The organism is Synechococcus sp. H70.1 (genome assembly GCF_047502705.1).
GTDB lineage: Bacteria > Cyanobacteriota > Cyanobacteriia > Thermostichales > Thermostichaceae > Thermostichus.
The window spans coordinates 1-14,940 of the sequence record NZ_JANSIV010000175.1 but is presented as its reverse complement, the minus strand read 5'-3'; the positions used below and the strand labels follow the sequence as shown (position 1 = coordinate 14,940).

At 60.3% G+C, this 14,940-nt stretch carries 12 protein-coding genes and 1 tRNA gene; 9 read left to right on the top strand and 4 right to left on the bottom strand.

Annotation, left to right across the window (positions count from 1 at the left end; translation table 11 throughout):
• The 7 genes from NW827_RS11565 to NW827_RS11535 form a co-directional block, all read left to right on the top strand.
• A partial coding sequence (locus NW827_RS11565; RefSeq protein ID WP_414503724.1) for a response regulator occupies window positions 1-2,141 on the top strand: 2,141 nt, incomplete at its 5' end.
• Between the two features lie 132 nt (window positions 2,142-2,273).
• A complete protein-coding gene (locus NW827_RS11560; protein WP_414403853.1) occupies window positions 2,274-2,900 on the top strand; it encodes a DUF305 domain-containing protein in 627 nt (208 codons plus the stop codon).
• A gap of 112 nt (window positions 2,901-3,012) precedes the next feature.
• Entirely contained in the window at window positions 3,013-4,635 is a 1,623-nt protein-coding gene (locus NW827_RS11555) for an apolipoprotein N-acyltransferase (RefSeq protein ID WP_414362648.1), read from the top strand.
• 16 nt (window positions 4,636-4,651) lie between these two features.
• A tRNA-Thr gene (locus NW827_RS11550) sits at window positions 4,652-4,724 on the top strand.
• Between the two features lie 126 nt (window positions 4,725-4,850).
• Window positions 4,851-5,459: a precorrin-6Y C5,15-methyltransferase subunit CbiT gene (cbiT, locus tag NW827_RS11545; RefSeq protein ID WP_414403852.1), complete on the top strand. Its 609-nt coding sequence runs from the start codon at window positions 4,851-4,853 to the stop codon at window positions 5,457-5,459.
• 162 nt (window positions 5,460-5,621) lie between these two features.
• Window positions 5,622-5,825, top strand: coding sequence for a hypothetical protein (locus tag NW827_RS11540; protein ID WP_414362646.1), 204 nt, complete (start codon window positions 5,622-5,624; stop codon window positions 5,823-5,825).
• A 281-nt stretch (window positions 5,826-6,106) separates the two neighbouring features.
• A complete protein-coding gene (locus NW827_RS11535; RefSeq protein ID WP_414503723.1) occupies window positions 6,107-6,358 on the top strand; it encodes a ferredoxin-thioredoxin reductase variable chain in 252 nt (83 codons plus the stop codon).
• Here NW827_RS11535 and NW827_RS11530 read toward each other — a convergent pair.
• Entirely contained in the window at window positions 6,355-6,828 is a 474-nt protein-coding gene (locus tag NW827_RS11530) for a phycobilisome protein (RefSeq protein ID WP_414362644.1), read from the bottom strand. The two genes, NW827_RS11535 and NW827_RS11530, sit on opposite strands and share 4 nt — an antisense overlap.
• Window positions 6,829-7,037: 209 nt before the next feature.
• Between NW827_RS11530 and ftsH the strand changes: the two genes are divergently transcribed.
• A complete protein-coding gene (ftsH, locus tag NW827_RS11525; RefSeq protein ID WP_414403850.1) occupies window positions 7,038-8,954 on the top strand; it encodes an ATP-dependent zinc metalloprotease FtsH in 1,917 nt (638 codons plus the stop codon).
• A gap of 73 nt (window positions 8,955-9,027) precedes the next feature.
• On the opposite strand, the gene glgP is transcribed toward ftsH, so the two are convergent.
• The 3 genes from glgP to NW827_RS11510 form a co-directional block, all read right to left on the bottom strand.
• Window positions 9,028-11,226 (bottom strand): alpha-glucan family phosphorylase, encoded by a 2,199-nt coding sequence (gene glgP, locus NW827_RS11520; protein WP_414503722.1) that lies wholly within the window; start codon window positions 11,224-11,226, stop codon window positions 9,028-9,030.
• A gap of 210 nt (window positions 11,227-11,436) precedes the next feature.
• The gene (locus tag NW827_RS11515) at window positions 11,437-12,540 is read right to left on the bottom strand and encodes a SpoIID/LytB domain-containing protein (protein ID WP_414503721.1); all 1,104 of its coding nucleotides are present in this window, start codon (window positions 12,538-12,540) and stop codon (window positions 11,437-11,439) included.
• Between the two features lie 372 nt (window positions 12,541-12,912).
• The gene (locus NW827_RS11510; protein ID WP_414403860.1) at window positions 12,913-13,470 is read right to left on the bottom strand and encodes a nucleoside deaminase; all 558 of its coding nucleotides are present in this window, start codon (window positions 13,468-13,470) and stop codon (window positions 12,913-12,915) included.
• 188 nt (window positions 13,471-13,658) lie between these two features.
• On the opposite strand from NW827_RS11510, the gene NW827_RS11505 reads away from it, so the two are divergent.
• A complete protein-coding gene (locus tag NW827_RS11505; protein ID WP_414503720.1) occupies window positions 13,659-14,900 on the top strand; it encodes an HhoA/HhoB/HtrA family serine endopeptidase in 1,242 nt (413 codons plus the stop codon).
• Window positions 14,901-14,940: the final 40 nt, after the last annotated feature.

Sequence of the window (14,940 nt, the reverse complement as noted above, 5' to 3'; positions counted from 1 at the left end):
ACGATTTCGCAGCCCAACTGGAATCCCTCCTGGGCGATCTCGAGGTTGCCCCCCAGGCCTCGGCAGCAGCGCCGGCGCCTTCTCCCCCCGCTGTCGCCACTGCCCCGGCACCCCCCGCTCCGGCAGCAGCCGCCCCCCCGACAGCGGCTACCCCAGCCCCACCGACCCCACGGCGATCTGCCCTCAGCACCCCTGTGATGCGGGTGGAGGTGCGCCACCTCGACTTCATCAACAACTTGGTGGGAGAGCTGGTGGTTATTCGCAACAGCATAGAGCAAAACCAAACTCGCCTGCGCCAGTTTCTCGAGAGCCTACTGGCCCGGGTGCAACAGCTAGGGGAGCTGGGCCAGCGCATGCGGGATCAGTACGACCGCTCGTTGCTGGAAGCGGCGCTGTTCTCCAGCCGCAGCAGCCCAGTAACAGTGGAGTTAGGCCGGAACGGCGAGAGATCCAGCCGTGCAAGAGTGGGCCATTCCATAGGGCAGGAGTTCGACAAGCTGGAGATGGACCAGTTTACGGCCTTCCACGCCCTGGCGCAGGAGATCATCGAGCTCATTGTGCGGGTGCGCGAGTCTTCCTCCGACATCGAGTTTGCGGTGGACGAGGCAGAGCAGATCACCCGCCAATTCCGGCAGGTCACCAGCCAGCTGCAAGAGGGCCTGAACCGGGCGCGCATGGTGCCTTTTGCGCAAATTGCCGACCGGCTGCCCCGGGCTGTTCGTGACCTCTCCCTCAAAACAGGTAAGCAGGCCAGCCTGGTGGTGGAAGGCCGCGACACCCTCATCGACAAAGCCATCCTGGAAGAGCTTTCCGACCCGGTGACTCACCTGGTAAACAACGCCCTAGTGCACGGGATCGAGCCTCCTGAGGAGCGGCGCCGCTTGGGCAAGCCCCCAGAGGGCAAGATCACAGTCAGGGCCTTCTATCAGGGCAACCAAGCCATCCTTGTTGTCTCTGACGACGGGGCTGGCATCCCCGTGGAGAAAGTCAAGGCCAAGGCGCAAAAGCTGGGGCTGCTGTCGGAGCAGGCAACCGAAGACGAAGTATTCAACGTTCTCTTCCACCCCGGCTTTAGCAGCCGTGAGGCCAGCGAAGTGGACGATCTGGCGGGGCGAGGGGTTGGCTTAGATGTGGTGCGGCGCAACATCACCAAGCTGCGGGGCAGCATCCAAGTGGATTCTGTGCGCGGCAAGGGTACCACCTTCACCATTCGCCTCCCCCTCACCCTGAGCATTTCCAAGGCGATGGTGTGTGTCAGCGACAAGGCCCTGATTGCCTTCCCCCTCGACGGGGTCGAAGAGATGCTGGATGTTCCCGTCGACGAGGTGCAGTTGGATGAGCAGGGGCGACCCACCATTCCCTGGCGGGATCAGCGTCTTCCCTTCCAGCCCCTCTCCAGCTTGTTGTCCTACAGCCGTAGCCATAGCCGCAGCCGCTCGGAGGTCTATAGCATTACCCAAGAGGAGGGCATCCTGCCCATCGTTGTCCTCCACAGTGCTGGCCAGTACTTGGCCCTGCAGGTGGACAGCTTTGTCGAGGAGCAGGAGATCGTGATCAAGCAGCTGCGCGGGCCTGTGCCCAAACCTCCTGGCATTTCTGGGGCAACGGTGCTGGGCAATGGCCGCGTGCTGCCAATTGCCGATGTCCTGGAGCTGATGGACATGGCCCAAGGCCGCCGTCGCGAGCTCGTCCGCCTCTGGTTAGACCGTCGGGCCGAGGAGCCGCAGGCTGAGGAAACCCATCAAACCACGGTGCTCATTGTGGACGACTCGATTGCGGTGCGGGAGCTGCTCTCTATGTCCTTCCAAAAGGTGGGCTACCGGGTGGAGCAAGCCCGCGACGGTCAGGACGCCTGGGAAAAGCTTCGCGGTGGCTTGCGCTGCGATCTCATCTTCTGCGACATTGAGATGCCGCGCATGGACGGCCTGGAGCTGCTCTCCCGCATACGGGCAGACAGCAACCTCAAGCATATTCCGGTAGCTATGCTTACCTCGCGGGGGGCAGAACGGCACCGGCAGACAGCCCGGGAGCTGGGAGCAACTGCTTACTTTACCAAGCCCTACCTGGAGGAGGAGCTGCTCAGCGCTGCCGCCCGCATGCTGCAAGGGGAGTACTTGTTAGCCCCCAAGCCGACCTCCTGAGTGGACAACTCCCCAGTCCTCCCTAGCGGGGAGGGCTGGGATCCAACAACCAGAGCCAGCCTATACCCTGAGCTGCGGGCTGGAGACCTCAAGTTCTTAGCCTATCGTCTTACGGAAGAGAGGAGCATGCAGTTGAGCAAGAGGATCTGGGGCCTTCTCCTGGCCAGCGGGTTTGCCCTTGGGGCTCCCTTGGCCAAGGAGGAGTTGAGGGCAGAGGTCAACAAGGGGGATCCCTCCGCCCACCTAGCTCATCAGCTCAGCCTTGGCCCTGCAGATGACTCTTTTGATCTGCGCTTTATCGACGCCATGATTTTGCACCACGAAGGGGCCGTGCTCATGGCGGAAGAGGCCCTGCAAAAGTCCCGGCGGCGGGAAATTCGTCAGTTGGCCAAAGCGATCCTGGCCACCCAGAGCCAAGAAATCAAGCAGATGCAAAGCTGGCGGCTGAACTGGTATCCGCAAGCTCCCCAGAATCCCGTCATGTGGCATGAGGGGATGGGCCACCAGATGGCGATGACGCCGGAGATGGCTGCTGCCGCACGCATGGCTACCGACCTGGGATCCGCTGACCCCAAGTTTGACCTGCGCTTTCTGGAAGCTATGATTCAGCACCACGAGGGGGCTCTCGCCATGGCCCAGGAGGCCCTGGAAAAATCCAAGCGCCCCGAGATCCGACAACTGGCAACAGCCATTGTTACCACCCAGCAGGCAGAGATTGAGCAAATGCGGGCCTGGCAACAGCGGTGGTCTCTGCAGTAGGGCTGCTGGGACAGTTGGCAAGCTTCAGCAGGGTCTGGGAAGATGAGGGGAGGCGAGCAAGGTCGGCTCCTGCTGCTGTCCCCAGTACCCAAGGGATTCTCCTGCATTGCCAATGGCCCTAGAGCTGCCCTCCCTGCCTCAACACCTGGATTTGCTCCCACCGGTTCGCCAAAACCCAGGATCCCGAGGGTTGGCGGGGTTAACCGTTTTGCTGCTGTGCTTGGGATCTCCCAACCGCTGGCTGCACTGGTTTCCGGGAGCGCTGCTGGGGCTGGCGCCCCTGTTTCACCTTTGCGAACAACGACAGGGGTGGAGGCGCTGGCGTTTGGCCTATGGCCTGTGGTTGTGCGTGTGCCTGTACGCCTTCTGGGTAGATCCCTTCTCCCTTCAGGTGCTCAGCGCTTGGGAGATCCTGGGGGGAGCAGTGGTGGCCCCCCTGATCCCTCTGTTTTTCACAACGGCCACAGTCTTAAGTTTGCAGCTGAGCCAGCCACTTCCCCCCTGGGCCCGTCCCCTAGGCCTAGCCACGGTCTGGACGGGCTTGGATGGGCTGTTGGGCTTGCTCTGGTGGCCGATCCCCTTTCATTGGGGATCCCTGCTCTTTGACTGGCCCCTTGGGATCCAAATTGCCGATCTCACTGGGATTTGGGGAGTGACCTTTTTTGCCGTGTTCGTCAACGGCGTGGTTTGGCAGCTGGCCGAGCAGCTCTGCCGCCAGTGGCGGGCGGAGGGATCTTTAAGGGGGGCACTTGGCTCGGGGGCCAAGAACCCAGATATCTGGCCCACGCTGGTCTGCGGCTTAGGTGTAGGGGGGCTGGTCCTAGCCTACGGCAGCCTGCGGCTGGCCTACTTTGATGCCTTGGCGGCGGAAGGGGCTCCCAGCTTTCGCGTGGGGGCGGTGCAGCAGGTGGCCTGGCTGGAGGCGGATCGCAGTTGGGACTACCGCAGCGAGCGCTACCGGGAGCTGCATCAGCTTTCGGCCCAGGCGGTGGCCGAGGGGGCGCAGTTGGTGATCTGGCCGGAAGGAGCCCTGCGGGCCCGATTACTGAACACCCCCCTGCAACCCTATGTGATTGAGCCAATGCAGGTCATCCTCCCTGCAGAAGGGGCCTTGATTACGGGAGCCACGGAGCCGGATCCCCGCACAGCCCACCTGCCGGAGGAGGAGCAACGGTTTTTCAACACCGCCCTCCTCTTTGACGCCCGGGGCCAAGTGCTGGATTGGTTTGGCAAGCAGTGGATCTTCCCCTACTTTGAGTCAGGGCGCTACGTGCCCTCCCCCGATGGCTATCGGCCACTGGCGGGAGGAGAGCTGTTTGGGCCTTTGGGGGTGATGATCTGCCTGGAGAGCGTTCTGCCTGCCCCCAGCCGAGCTCTGACCCGCGCGGGAGCCGAGTCCTTGATTGTCATCTCGGACGATAGCTGGTTTGGCAACAGCCACTGGCCGCTGCTCCACGGGCGGCTCTCGGTTTTCCGGGCGGTTGAAAACCGGCGCAGCGTGGTCTTCGTCAACAACACCGGCGGCAATCTAGTGGTGGATCCCTCCGGTCGAATGCAACGGGTGGGCCCGATTTTTCAGCGCGGGGTGGTCAGCGGAGAGGTCAGGCGGCAATCTCAGGTCACCTTCTACACGCGCACGGGGGATTGGCTGGCTTGGCTGACCTTGGGTCTCTCTTTGGGATTGGGGTACTGGGGATCCCAAGTTAGGCCAGGATGCGCTAAAATCCCCAGGTAGAGTAAAAGCCTTCCTTGCTGATGTAGCTCAGTCGGTAGAGCAGCTCACTCGTAATGAGCAGGTCATCGGTTCGAGTCCGATCATCAGCTTCCCAGGCTGCCTTAGCTTGAGGGAGATCTTTGGGGTGGGAGGGGGATAGCTAGAAGAGTCGTGGACTACCCCCTTATCCCCCAGGCTAAGGGGCAGGTTTATCTTCCCGGCCCCGGTTTTTGGCAATGGCAATTCCTTTTCCTTGGCCCTACCGCACCCCCGGCATCCCAGACTCTGCCTTTGAGCGGATCCCAGGGATCCCCATGAGCCCTCGTGAGGTGCGGGTGCTGGTGCTGAGCCAGTTGCGCCTCGGGGAAGACCACTGCTTGTGGGATATTGGTGCCGGGACAGGCACCATTGCCATCGAGGCGGCCGTGCTTTGCCCTCAGGCTTGCGTAATTGCCATTGAACGAGATGCCGAGGTGGTCAGCCTCATCGAGAGCAACTGCGAGAAATTCGGCCTCCGCAATGTGCGGGTTATCCAAGGTACTGCCCCCGAGTGTCTGCATCAGCTTTCCCCCCCACCCGATCGCATCTGCATTGAGGGAGGCCATCCCCTCCGCCAGATCCTGGAGGTTGCTTGGCACTATCTCAAACCCAACGGCCGCGTCGTGGCCACCACTAACTCGCTGGAAGATCTCTACGGCCTCTCCGCCGGCCTAGCAGCTGTGGGAGCCCATCATGTTGAAGTTATCCAGGCAGGAGTGAACCGTCTGGAACCGCGAGGCCGCACCCAGCTGTTGCTGGCTCTGGATCCCACCTTTGTGTTAAGTGGAGAGAAAGGCTCTAAATAGTCTGAGAGGATTCTTTTCTAATTCTTGCAAAAGTTTTTCTACAGCAATAGAGCTAGACCAGGCTGAGCTATTAGAAAAATGCAAACCTTAAACTATACCAATGTTTCTGGCTCCAAGGATCTAATTTGCTCCTATACCATAGACGGAGAGCTGGGCAGGGCTATGGATAGATTTCACACTCCCTTTCCGGAGTCGCAGGCAGTAAGGCTGCGGCAACTGTTGATTCGAGAACGCTGGCCGGAGATGCTCAAGGGCTGCCGCGCCTGCATTCACTGGGATGATCTTAAGCGACCCGAGTGCTGCGGCGACTGTGGCATTGGCGATCGCCGCCGACAGGAGGTGAAGAATCACTCTTCAGGCATCTAGGTCAAGCCAATGACCAGGGCAAAATTCCATCCCAGGGGTTACTTTTGCCCAACTACCCTGGACCAGGGAAGGGAAGAAGAAGCTAACGGGCCGGCGGGGCTTCCTAGGCTTACAGCGCAGAAGGATCCCAGTAAACCCTAGTCGCTCCGGGATCCCAGAGAAGACAAACTACTGCACCGATCCCTACACATTTCTCCACATTCTGCAGCTGTTGTTAGGAATTGAGGTAGAGTACTCCCAGAGAATTCCTGCGATTGTCTGCCTCTTCGGGAGGGCAAAGGATGAAGGTGGGAGATCGAGTACGGGTGCGCACCAGCGTGATTGTCTATCACCACCCGGAACATCGCAATCAACCGTTTGACCTCAAGGGCATGGAGGGAGAAGTAATAGCTGTAATCCGGGACTGGAATGGTCGTCCCGTCAGCGCCAACTTTCCCTTTCAGGTGCAGTTTGGTAACAAGTTCCGCGCCCACCTGCAGGCGGAGGAACTGGAGCTGATCAAGGCGGCCCCCTCTCCGGAAACGGCTGCCTAAGGAAGACCTAGCAGGGTGCGGTTGGTTTCCAAAATTGGCTGGATCAAAGCAAACTCCGCAGGGGTGAGGTACTTGGCAATTACCTCCTGCAGGAGGCGGTAAGTAGCCTCGCAACTGCGCTGCGTACGGAAGGCCCGCATCAAGGTCTGAAACCAGTAGAGGAATCGCTCCTTGTAGCGTTGCTCATCGTCCAAAAGCATGGCCAAGGCCGAAAGGCGCAAGACCCGGACCGTGTCTGCTTTCCACTTGTTGCGGAAGTCTTCTACCCCCCGCATGAGCAAATAGGGATCCAAAGCGCGCAGCTTGGCCTCCACCTCGCTGATGATCTGGGCTTCTGCCTCCTGAATTTTGCGGTAGGCGCTCAGCCGCAACTCGAAAGAGGCTAGGTAGGCCTCCATGAACTGCACCTCCTCGTCGCGGAGATAGCGACCGTCGGCGGCTAGGCTTAGTTGGCGCAGCTGAGTCAGCATAGGGATAGATCAGGAGGAGGAGGGCATCTGCCTGCTTCTGATTCTAGCGGCAAGTCTAGCCTCAGAAGGTGCGCCATTCTTTGGATGCTTGGCTTTTAGCCATCTCCTATTTCCGCTGGCTTCTCAGCTAGGTTAATATTGGTTAATAGTTCGCCGGTGGGCCCCAGGCACCATTGGATAAGAAGCACCTTTTGGGAGGAAACACTTCCGTGAGTCAGAAAGGTAAAAACAAAAAATGGCGGAGTGCGGGCTTGTATGCCTTGCTGGCCATCGTCTTGATCTCCCTGGCCACAACCTTCTTCGGCAGCCGCCCGGCTGAGCGCTTGGAGATCAGCTACTCCGACCTGATGAGCCGTGTGGAACGGGGTGAAGTCAGCAAGGTTTTGGTTGAGGTTGCCCCCGATGGTCGCCAAATTGCCATTGCCGAGGCGGAGATCAACAATCGCGCTACTCGAGTGCAGGTCAATCTCCCCCCCCTCACTCCTGACTTTGAAAACACCTTGGTTGCCAAGGGAGTAGAACTGGCAGTGCGCCCTGTTCAAGATGAGGGTTTGCTGGGGCGCCTTTTTAGCACCTTCTTTCTGCCTATTTTGCTGCTGCTGGGTCTATTTTTCCTGCTACGGCGAGCCCAAAACGGCCCTGGCAGTCAAGCGCTTAACTTCGGTAAGTCCAGGGCGCGGGTGCAGATGGAGCCGAAAACCCAGGTTACCTTCAACGATGTGGCGGGGGTAGACCAGGCCAAGCTGGAGCTGGCGGAGGTGGTGGACTTTTTGAAAAACCCTGAGCGCTACAACGCTCTTGGGGCAAGGATCCCTCGCGGAGTGCTGCTGGTTGGCCCTCCAGGCACCGGTAAAACTCTCTTGGCCCGCGCTGTGGCCGGGGAGGCAGGGGTGCCTTTCTTCTCCATTTCCGGCTCCGAGTTTGTGGAGATGTTTGTGGGAGTGGGGGCCTCGCGAGTGCGGGATCTGTTCGAGCAGGCCAAGCAAAATGCCCCCTGCATTGTCTTCATCGACGAGATTGATGCCGTTGGTCGGCAGCGGGGAGCTGGCTTGGGAGGTGGCAACGACGAGCGGGAGCAAACTCTCAACCAGCTGCTGACGGAGATGGATGGCTTTGAGGGTAACTCCGGTGTCATTGTTATTGCAGCTACCAACCGTCCCGATGTGTTGGACGCGGCGCTACTGCGACCGGGGCGTTTTGACCGCCAAGTAACAGTGGATCGCCCTGACTTCCAGGGCCGCCTGGAGATCCTCAAGGTGCACGCCCGCGGCAAAACCCTGGCGGCCGATGTGGATTTGGAGAAGTTAGCCCGCCGTACCCCTGGGTTTACCGGTGCGGATTTGGCCAACCTACTCAACGAGGCAGCCATCTTGGCAGCCCGCCGCAACCTTACTGAGATCTCAATGGACGAGATCAATGATGCGGTGGAGCGGGTACTGGCCGGCCCAGAGAAGAAAGATCGGCTCATGAGCGAGCGGCGCAAGGAGCTGGTGGCCTACCACGAGGCGGGCCACGCCTTGGTGGGATCCCTTCTGCCCAACTACGATCCCATCCAGAAGGTCACCATCATCCCCCGCGGCCAGGCGGGCGGCCTTACCTGGTTTGTGCCCAACGATGACGATATGGGCCTGACTACCCGTGCCCATCTGAAAAACATGATGACTGTCGCCCTGGGCGGACGGGCAGCCGAAGAGGTGGTTTATGGGGAGGCGGAGGTAACCACGGGGGCAGCTAGCGACCTGCAGCAGGTAGCTCGTATTGCCCGTAACATGGTGACTCGCTTTGGCATGAGTGACCGCCTGGGCAATGTAGCCCTGGGCCGCCAGTACGCCAACATCTTCCTGGGCCGCGAGATTGCTGCCGAGCGGGATTTCTCCGAGGAGACAGCCGCCCTCATCGACGAGGAAGTGCGGCGCCTGGTTAACGAAGCCTACCAGCGGGCTATCTATCTCATCCGGGAAAACCGCGCCCTCCTGGATCGCATTGCCCGCCGTCTGGTGGAGGCCGAAACCATTGACGGGGAAGAGCTGCAGGCACTCATCGATAGCTCCGAAGTGGTGATGCTGCCGCCGGAGGAGGAGCCAGAGCCCCTGAATCTTCCTGTAACCGTCAACGCCAGCGTCTAGTTTCCAGGGATCCCTGCCTTTTCCCCTAAGGAGGGTAGGGATCCTTCCCCTCTGGGAGAGGGGGTGGGGGACTCTAACTGACCCCAGAACTTGACCAAGTCCGGCTTACCTCTACTTCCAGGGGCTGAGGCTCGTAGATTTTCAACACGTACTCGGCCACCATGCGGTCGGTGTTGAAAACCGGGTTGAGGGTGCGGATCGCCTCCTTCATGCGGGCAACCCAGCGGCGGGGGATCCCTTTTTCATCCCGGTCGTAGAACATCGGGATAATTTCGTGCTCCAACACATCGTAGAGGGAGTTGGCGTCCAGATCGTCTTGGGTGGCTGGATCCAAGCCTTCGATCTCTTGGCCGATGGCCCAGCCGTTGCGACCGTTGTAGCCTTCGGGCCACCAACCATCCAAAACAGAGAGGTTGAGCCCCCCGTTGAAGCCCACTTTTTGCCCGGAGGTGCCAGAGGCCTCCAGAGGACGGCGCGGGGTGTTGAGCCACAGGTCCACCCCTTGGACCAAGTTGCGGCTGACGTAGGCATCGTAGTTCTCAATAAAGGCGACCCGGTGAGCTACCTCAGGTCGATTTGACCATTCCACCACCCGTTGGATTAGGCGTTTGCCTTCTTCATCGCGCGGGTGAGCCTTGCCGGCAAAGATAATCTGCACGGGGTACTCTTTGTTGGTAAAGATGCGGGTAATGCGCTCCAAATTCCGCAAGATGAGGTCTCCTCGCTTGTAGGTGCTAAAGCGCCGGGCAAACCCTATTGTCAGAATCTTGGGATCCAGCAACTGGTTGACGGCCTGAAGACGTTCGTTACTTTCGCCGCGATTGCGCCGCGCCCGCAACACCCGGTGACGGGTAAAAGCCACCAACCGCTCCCGCAGGGCTTCTTTGCACTGCCATAGTTCCTCATCAGGGATCTCCTCCACCTTGGCCCACAGGTTGGGATCAGAGACCCGCTCCGGCCAGTCGGGGCCCAAGTAGCGGTCGTAGAGGTTCCAAAAAAGAGGAGCAACCCAGGTGCGGGCGTGCACCCCATTGGTGATGGAGTCGATGGGGACCTCCTCCACCGAGCGCTCGGGATAGAGCACATGCCACATCTGGCGAGAGACACGCCCGTGTAACTTACTCACGCCGTTGGCCGCCCGCGCATACCGCAAAGCCAGCACCGTCATGTTAAAAGGCTCCCAGGGATCCCTGCTATGGCGGGCCCCCAAAGCCAAAAATTGCTCCCGCGTCAGCCCCAGTTGCGGCCAGAAAGAGGCAAAGAAGGCATCCATCTCATTGGGGCTGAAGGCATCGTGCCCCGCCGGCACCGGCGTGTGGGTGGTGAATACACACTTTTCCCGCACCTTGGCCTCTGCCGCCTCAAAAGGCGTGCCCCGGGCCACCTCTTCCCGCAGCAGCTCCAAAGTCAAGAAGGCGGAGTGCCCCTCGTTCATGTGGTAGACCATGGGATCCAAGCCCAGCTGACGCAGCAGCCGTACCCCGCCAATGCCGAGGACAAACTCCTGAGCAATGCGCGTGTCAGTGCTGCCGCCGTAGAGGTGGGCGGTGATCCAGCGGTCAATGGGATCGTTCTCTGGCAGGTTGGTGTCTAACAGAAAGAGGGGCACCCGGCCCACGTCTGCCCGCCAGGCGCGCACCTTGACTAGCCGCTGTCGCATCACTAGCTCCACCAGCAGGGGACTGCCATCTGGCTGCCGCACCAGCGTCAGGGGCAGGGAGTCGAAATCGCAATCTTCGTAGAGCTCCCCTTGCCAGCCGCTCATGTCTAGGCGCTGCTGAAAATAGCCTTGACGGTAGAGCAATCCCACGCCCACCAGTGGCACCCCCAGATCCGAGGCGGATTTGAGGTGATCGGCAGCCAGCATGCCCAGGCCACCAGAGTAGATTGGCAAAGATTCGTGTAGACCGTACTCAGCGCAGAAGTAGGCGATGGGGCGCCGCCAGTCGTAGGTTTTCATGGTGCGCTTGGCCCAGGTGTCCTCAGCTGCCATGTACTTGCGATAGGCCTGCACCATCCGATTGAGGGTGTTGAGATAGTTGACATCAGTGGCCAAAGCGGCCAAGCGCAAGTAGGAAACCTCCTCCAGCATGCGTACTGGATTGTGGGAGGTTTTTTCCCACAGGGCGGGATCCATTTCTCGAAAAATGGTGAGGTGATCTGGGTTCCAAGTCCACCAGTAGTTGCGGGCAATCTCGCACAAGGGGGTAAGTGCCTGCGGCAGCGCCGGGCAACGTTCAGGAAAAGCAGAGGTTAAGGCGGCAAGGGACATAGGACAGATACCTGGGTCGGAAGGGAGAGTCTTAAAAAAGAGGTGGCAAACCCCCGCACCTTAATTCTTGGGGGTTTTGGCGGAAGGATTCAGGGCTCTACGTCTGCACTAGAGGCCACCCAATTTCTTTCCAATCTTGCCACAGCAGCGCAGGGCCAAAGGGTTAAACTCCGAACAATTCCTCTCCGTAGAGGAGCTCCCCCTTGAACTTCAGTGCCCCTCCAGCACAGCTAGGCTGGTGTTGCGGTAGTAGTGGCTGAGGATCTGCTGGTAGGAATAGTTTTGGCTGGCCAAGGCGGCGGCTCCCCACTGGCTCATGCCTACTCCGTGGCCGTAGCCGCGCCCCTGGATCTCGAAGAAAGCCGGGAAGGTTGCTGCAGCAGGGGTCAGGCTGGCTGTGGCGGTCGTCTCCCCGCGGGGGCTAATGGCAATCCTCGTGCTGCGCAACCCCAGAGCCTTGCGAAACTCTTTGCCACTGATCTCCTTGCTACCCTGGGATCCCACTAGACGTAGGGTGATGGCCCGTCCCCAGGGGGAGCTGCGCAGGATCTCGATGGAGCGGATGGCCCCGATCCCAGCAGCCAACGGCTGGAGCTGCTGGGCAGAGATGGTAGCCGTCCAGCTAAACACGGGCGAGTGGTGATCGAAATCCGGCACCCCTTGCAAGTAAGGCCGCGCCTCCAGCCAAACATTGCCAGCATCCTCCGTGTGCCCGCCGCTGGAGGAGTGAAAAACAGCATTGATCACCTGCCCCTGGTGGATGAGAACCTGCCCAGCAGTCTCGCGGGCCGCCGCTTGGGTACGGTTGGATTCGGCAGCCACCCCTTTGTAAACCTGCCAATCGATGCCATTTCCCAAGTCGAAAGGCTGCTGGGAGCGACGGCTGCGGTGGTAGAGGGCGTAGGTGCGGGAGGCCACGGCTTGGGCTTTGAGGGCCTCCATCGGGAAACGGTGACCCATCTCGCTGCCCACCACACTGGAAACGTAGTCCTCCAAACCAACTTGATTGATGGCGGTGACCCCCCTCTCGCCGGGGACCAGCTCTACCCAGCCGCGGTACCAATTCTGGTCAATAAACACCAACCCCTCCGGCTCCGTGGGCTGGAGATAGAGGCGTTCTGCCTGGTGGCCGGCCACGCTCACTCCTGAGCCTACCCGGCTGGCCTGAAGAGGCTGCATGGCGGGAACCTCAGCCAGGAGCTGTCCTTGGGGATTCAGAAGGCGGGCCGGGGTAGAGCTGCCAAGCCTGACCTGCGGCTTGTTGACGGCAATGCCCACGCGCAACAGCACCCGCGCCTGAACTGGGAAGGTCAAGCAAAGCCAAGCCCAACCCAGAAGGCCAGCTAGCCAAGCCAGGGGAGCAGAAAACCGCTTTCTAGTCACAGCCCTAATCCTCCGCAATAGACTCCTCGGAAGCAGAAAAGTTGCCCGCAAAGCCAGCCAACCCGTTATGAGGGTATATCAAAAACTGCCTGCGGAGGCACCTCCTTAGCTGCTGGAGGTGCAGGGATGCCCTATCCTTGCAGAGTCAGAGTCGGGATTCAGACACCCCCGCAAAGGTGGGGTCTTGGCTGCACTCGGGTACAGCCCCAGGGTGGGACGTCCCGTGTCTGCTGGGGGAGGGACTCCAAGAAGATCCCCTTGAAGCGTTCGCAGAGCGTGGCGTAAGCCATTGAAGCCCGCACTCTATGCGCTAACAGAAGTGCAGGGGTAGGGTTTTCGCTCCCCAAACGAGATCCTTCGCCGGCGGCTAAACCACTCCTGTAACAGGCGACGACACTCGGCCTCGCAAACCCCGCCAATGACCTCTGGACAATGAAAGCTGGCAGCAGAAGCGGGCAAATTGAGGACGCTGCGCAGCGCGCCGGCCTTGGGATCATCGGCGCCGTAGATCACCTGGGCCAGCCGCGCTTGGCTGATTGCCCCCGCGCACATGGGGCAGGGCTCCAGGGTCACGTATAGCCGACAGCCTTGCAACTGCCAGTTGCCCAGGCGCTGCCCCGCCTGTCGCAGGGCCAAAATTTCCGCGTGGGCTGTGGGATCCCGATCCCGCTCCCGCCGGTTGCCGCTCAAAGCCAGCAGCTCTTCCCGTGGCCCAACCACCAGCGCTGCCACTGGCACCTCGCCCGCTTCTCCTGCCCGCTCGGCTTCTTGCAGGGCCAACTGCATCCAGGCGCGGTGGCGCTGCCACGGATTCCGCTCCAGCGGTGCTGAGGAATAGAGGTTACCGAGATCCCCGATCATCGCTAGGCCTTTGAGCCCTGCCTTGACGCGCAAAATTTGCTAGGTTGGGCACGTATCCCCTAAACCAGAGAATAGAATAGGCCAAGGGTAAGCCGGCTCTGCTTGTGCAAAAGTGGGTAGCGCCGGTCTTCTTGAGCCTCCTTGTTGCAGTGCTTTTCGGGCAATACGGCTTAGCGCTGGGAGGGATCATGACGCGGCTTCTACGGCAAACACTTCTGGCAATGGCTTTGTTTGGCGGCGGCGTTGCCTACGGGGTTTGGTTGTCCTCGCCAAGGGGGCAGGAATGGCTGCAGCAAACTCCTCTTGCCATCTGGACGCGGCAGGTCCACGAAGAAATGAGATCCCTTCTGCCTTCCTCGGTGTTCCGTCCCACGGCCGAAGATTCTGCTTCTCCTGCCGATGCCGTGCACCCCTCCAACTTTATTGCCGCTGTTGCCCAAAAGGTGGGACCGGCGGTGGTGCGGATTGACGCCACCCGCACCGTGGCCAGCCCCCTCGATCCCGAGCTGTTTAACCAGCCCCTGTTCCGCCACTTCTTTGGGGGACAAATCCCGCAACTGCCGCAAGAGTTTTATCAGGAAGGCACCGGATCCGGATTTATCATCGATGCCAACGGCCTGATCCTCACCAATGCCCATGTGGTGGAGGGCAGCGAGCGAGTGACGGTGCATCTGCTGGATGGACGCACCTTCGAAGGCAAGGTCAAAGGCTCAGACCCGGTGACGGACATCGCCGTGGTCCAGATCGAGGGCGAAAATTTGCCCACCGTTACCTTGGGCAACTCTGACCGGGTGCGGCCAGGAGATTGGGCCATCGCCATTGGCAACCCGCTGGGTCTGGACAACACTGTAACCGCCGGCATCATTAGTGCCGTTGGGCGCTCCTCCGGACAGATTGGAGCTGCCAACAAGCGGGTGACCTTCCTGCAAACGGATGCGGCCATCAACCCCGGCAACTCGGGCGGTCCCCTGCTGGATGCAGAAGGTCGTGTCATTGGGGTGAATACAGCTATTTTTCAGCGGGCCCAAGGGGTGGGCTTTGCCATTCCCATCAACCGCGCCATGGAAATTGCCGAGCGGTTGATCCGCGATGGTCGGGTGGACCACGCCTTCCTGGGCATCCGCATGATTACCCTCGATCCCGATTTGGTGGCGCGCCTCAACCGCGACCCAGGCCGGCCCACCCCACTGACGGTACAAGAAGGGGTGTTGATTGGGCAGGTGGTTCCCGGATCTCCCGCTGAGCAAGCTGGCCTGCAGAAAGGGGATGTCATTGTCGAGATTGATGGCCAACCCATCCGCGATGCCGAGCAGGTGCAGCAGTTGGTGGATGCTGCTGGCGTGGGCAAGACGCTGACGCTGCGAGTTATCCGCGACGGCGAGGTGCGTACCTTCCAAGTGAAAACGGGCGTGTTGCCACCAGACTTCTAGACGAATCCGTAGCAGGGATGTCTGGATACGGCAGAGCCCT

Bases quoted from the DNA above. Each gene is read 5' to 3' on its own strand.
- cbiT (WP_414403852.1), top strand. From the start codon at position 4,851: ATGGCAATTCCTTTTCCTTGGCCCTACCGCACCCCCGGCATCCCAGAC.
- glgP (WP_414503722.1), bottom strand. From the start codon at position 11,226: ATGTCCCTTGCCGCCTTAACCTCTGCTTTTCCTGAACGTTGCCCGGCG.
- NW827_RS11540 (WP_414362646.1), top strand. From the start codon at position 5,622: ATGGATAGATTTCACACTCCCTTTCCGGAGTCGCAGGCAGTAAGGCTG.
- NW827_RS11510 (WP_414403860.1), bottom strand. From the start codon at position 13,470: ATGATCGGGGATCTCGGTAACCTCTATTCCTCAGCACCGCTGGAGCGG.
- NW827_RS11505 (WP_414503720.1), top strand. From the start codon at position 13,659: ATGACGCGGCTTCTACGGCAAACACTTCTGGCAATGGCTTTGTTTGGC.
- NW827_RS11535 (WP_414503723.1), top strand. From the start codon at position 6,107: ATGAAGGTGGGAGATCGAGTACGGGTGCGCACCAGCGTGATTGTCTAT.
- NW827_RS11530 (WP_414362644.1), bottom strand. From the start codon at position 6,828: ATGCTGACTCAGCTGCGCCAACTAAGCCTAGCCGCCGACGGTCGCTAT.
- NW827_RS11555 (WP_414362648.1), top strand. From the start codon at position 3,013: ATGGCCCTAGAGCTGCCCTCCCTGCCTCAACACCTGGATTTGCTCCCA.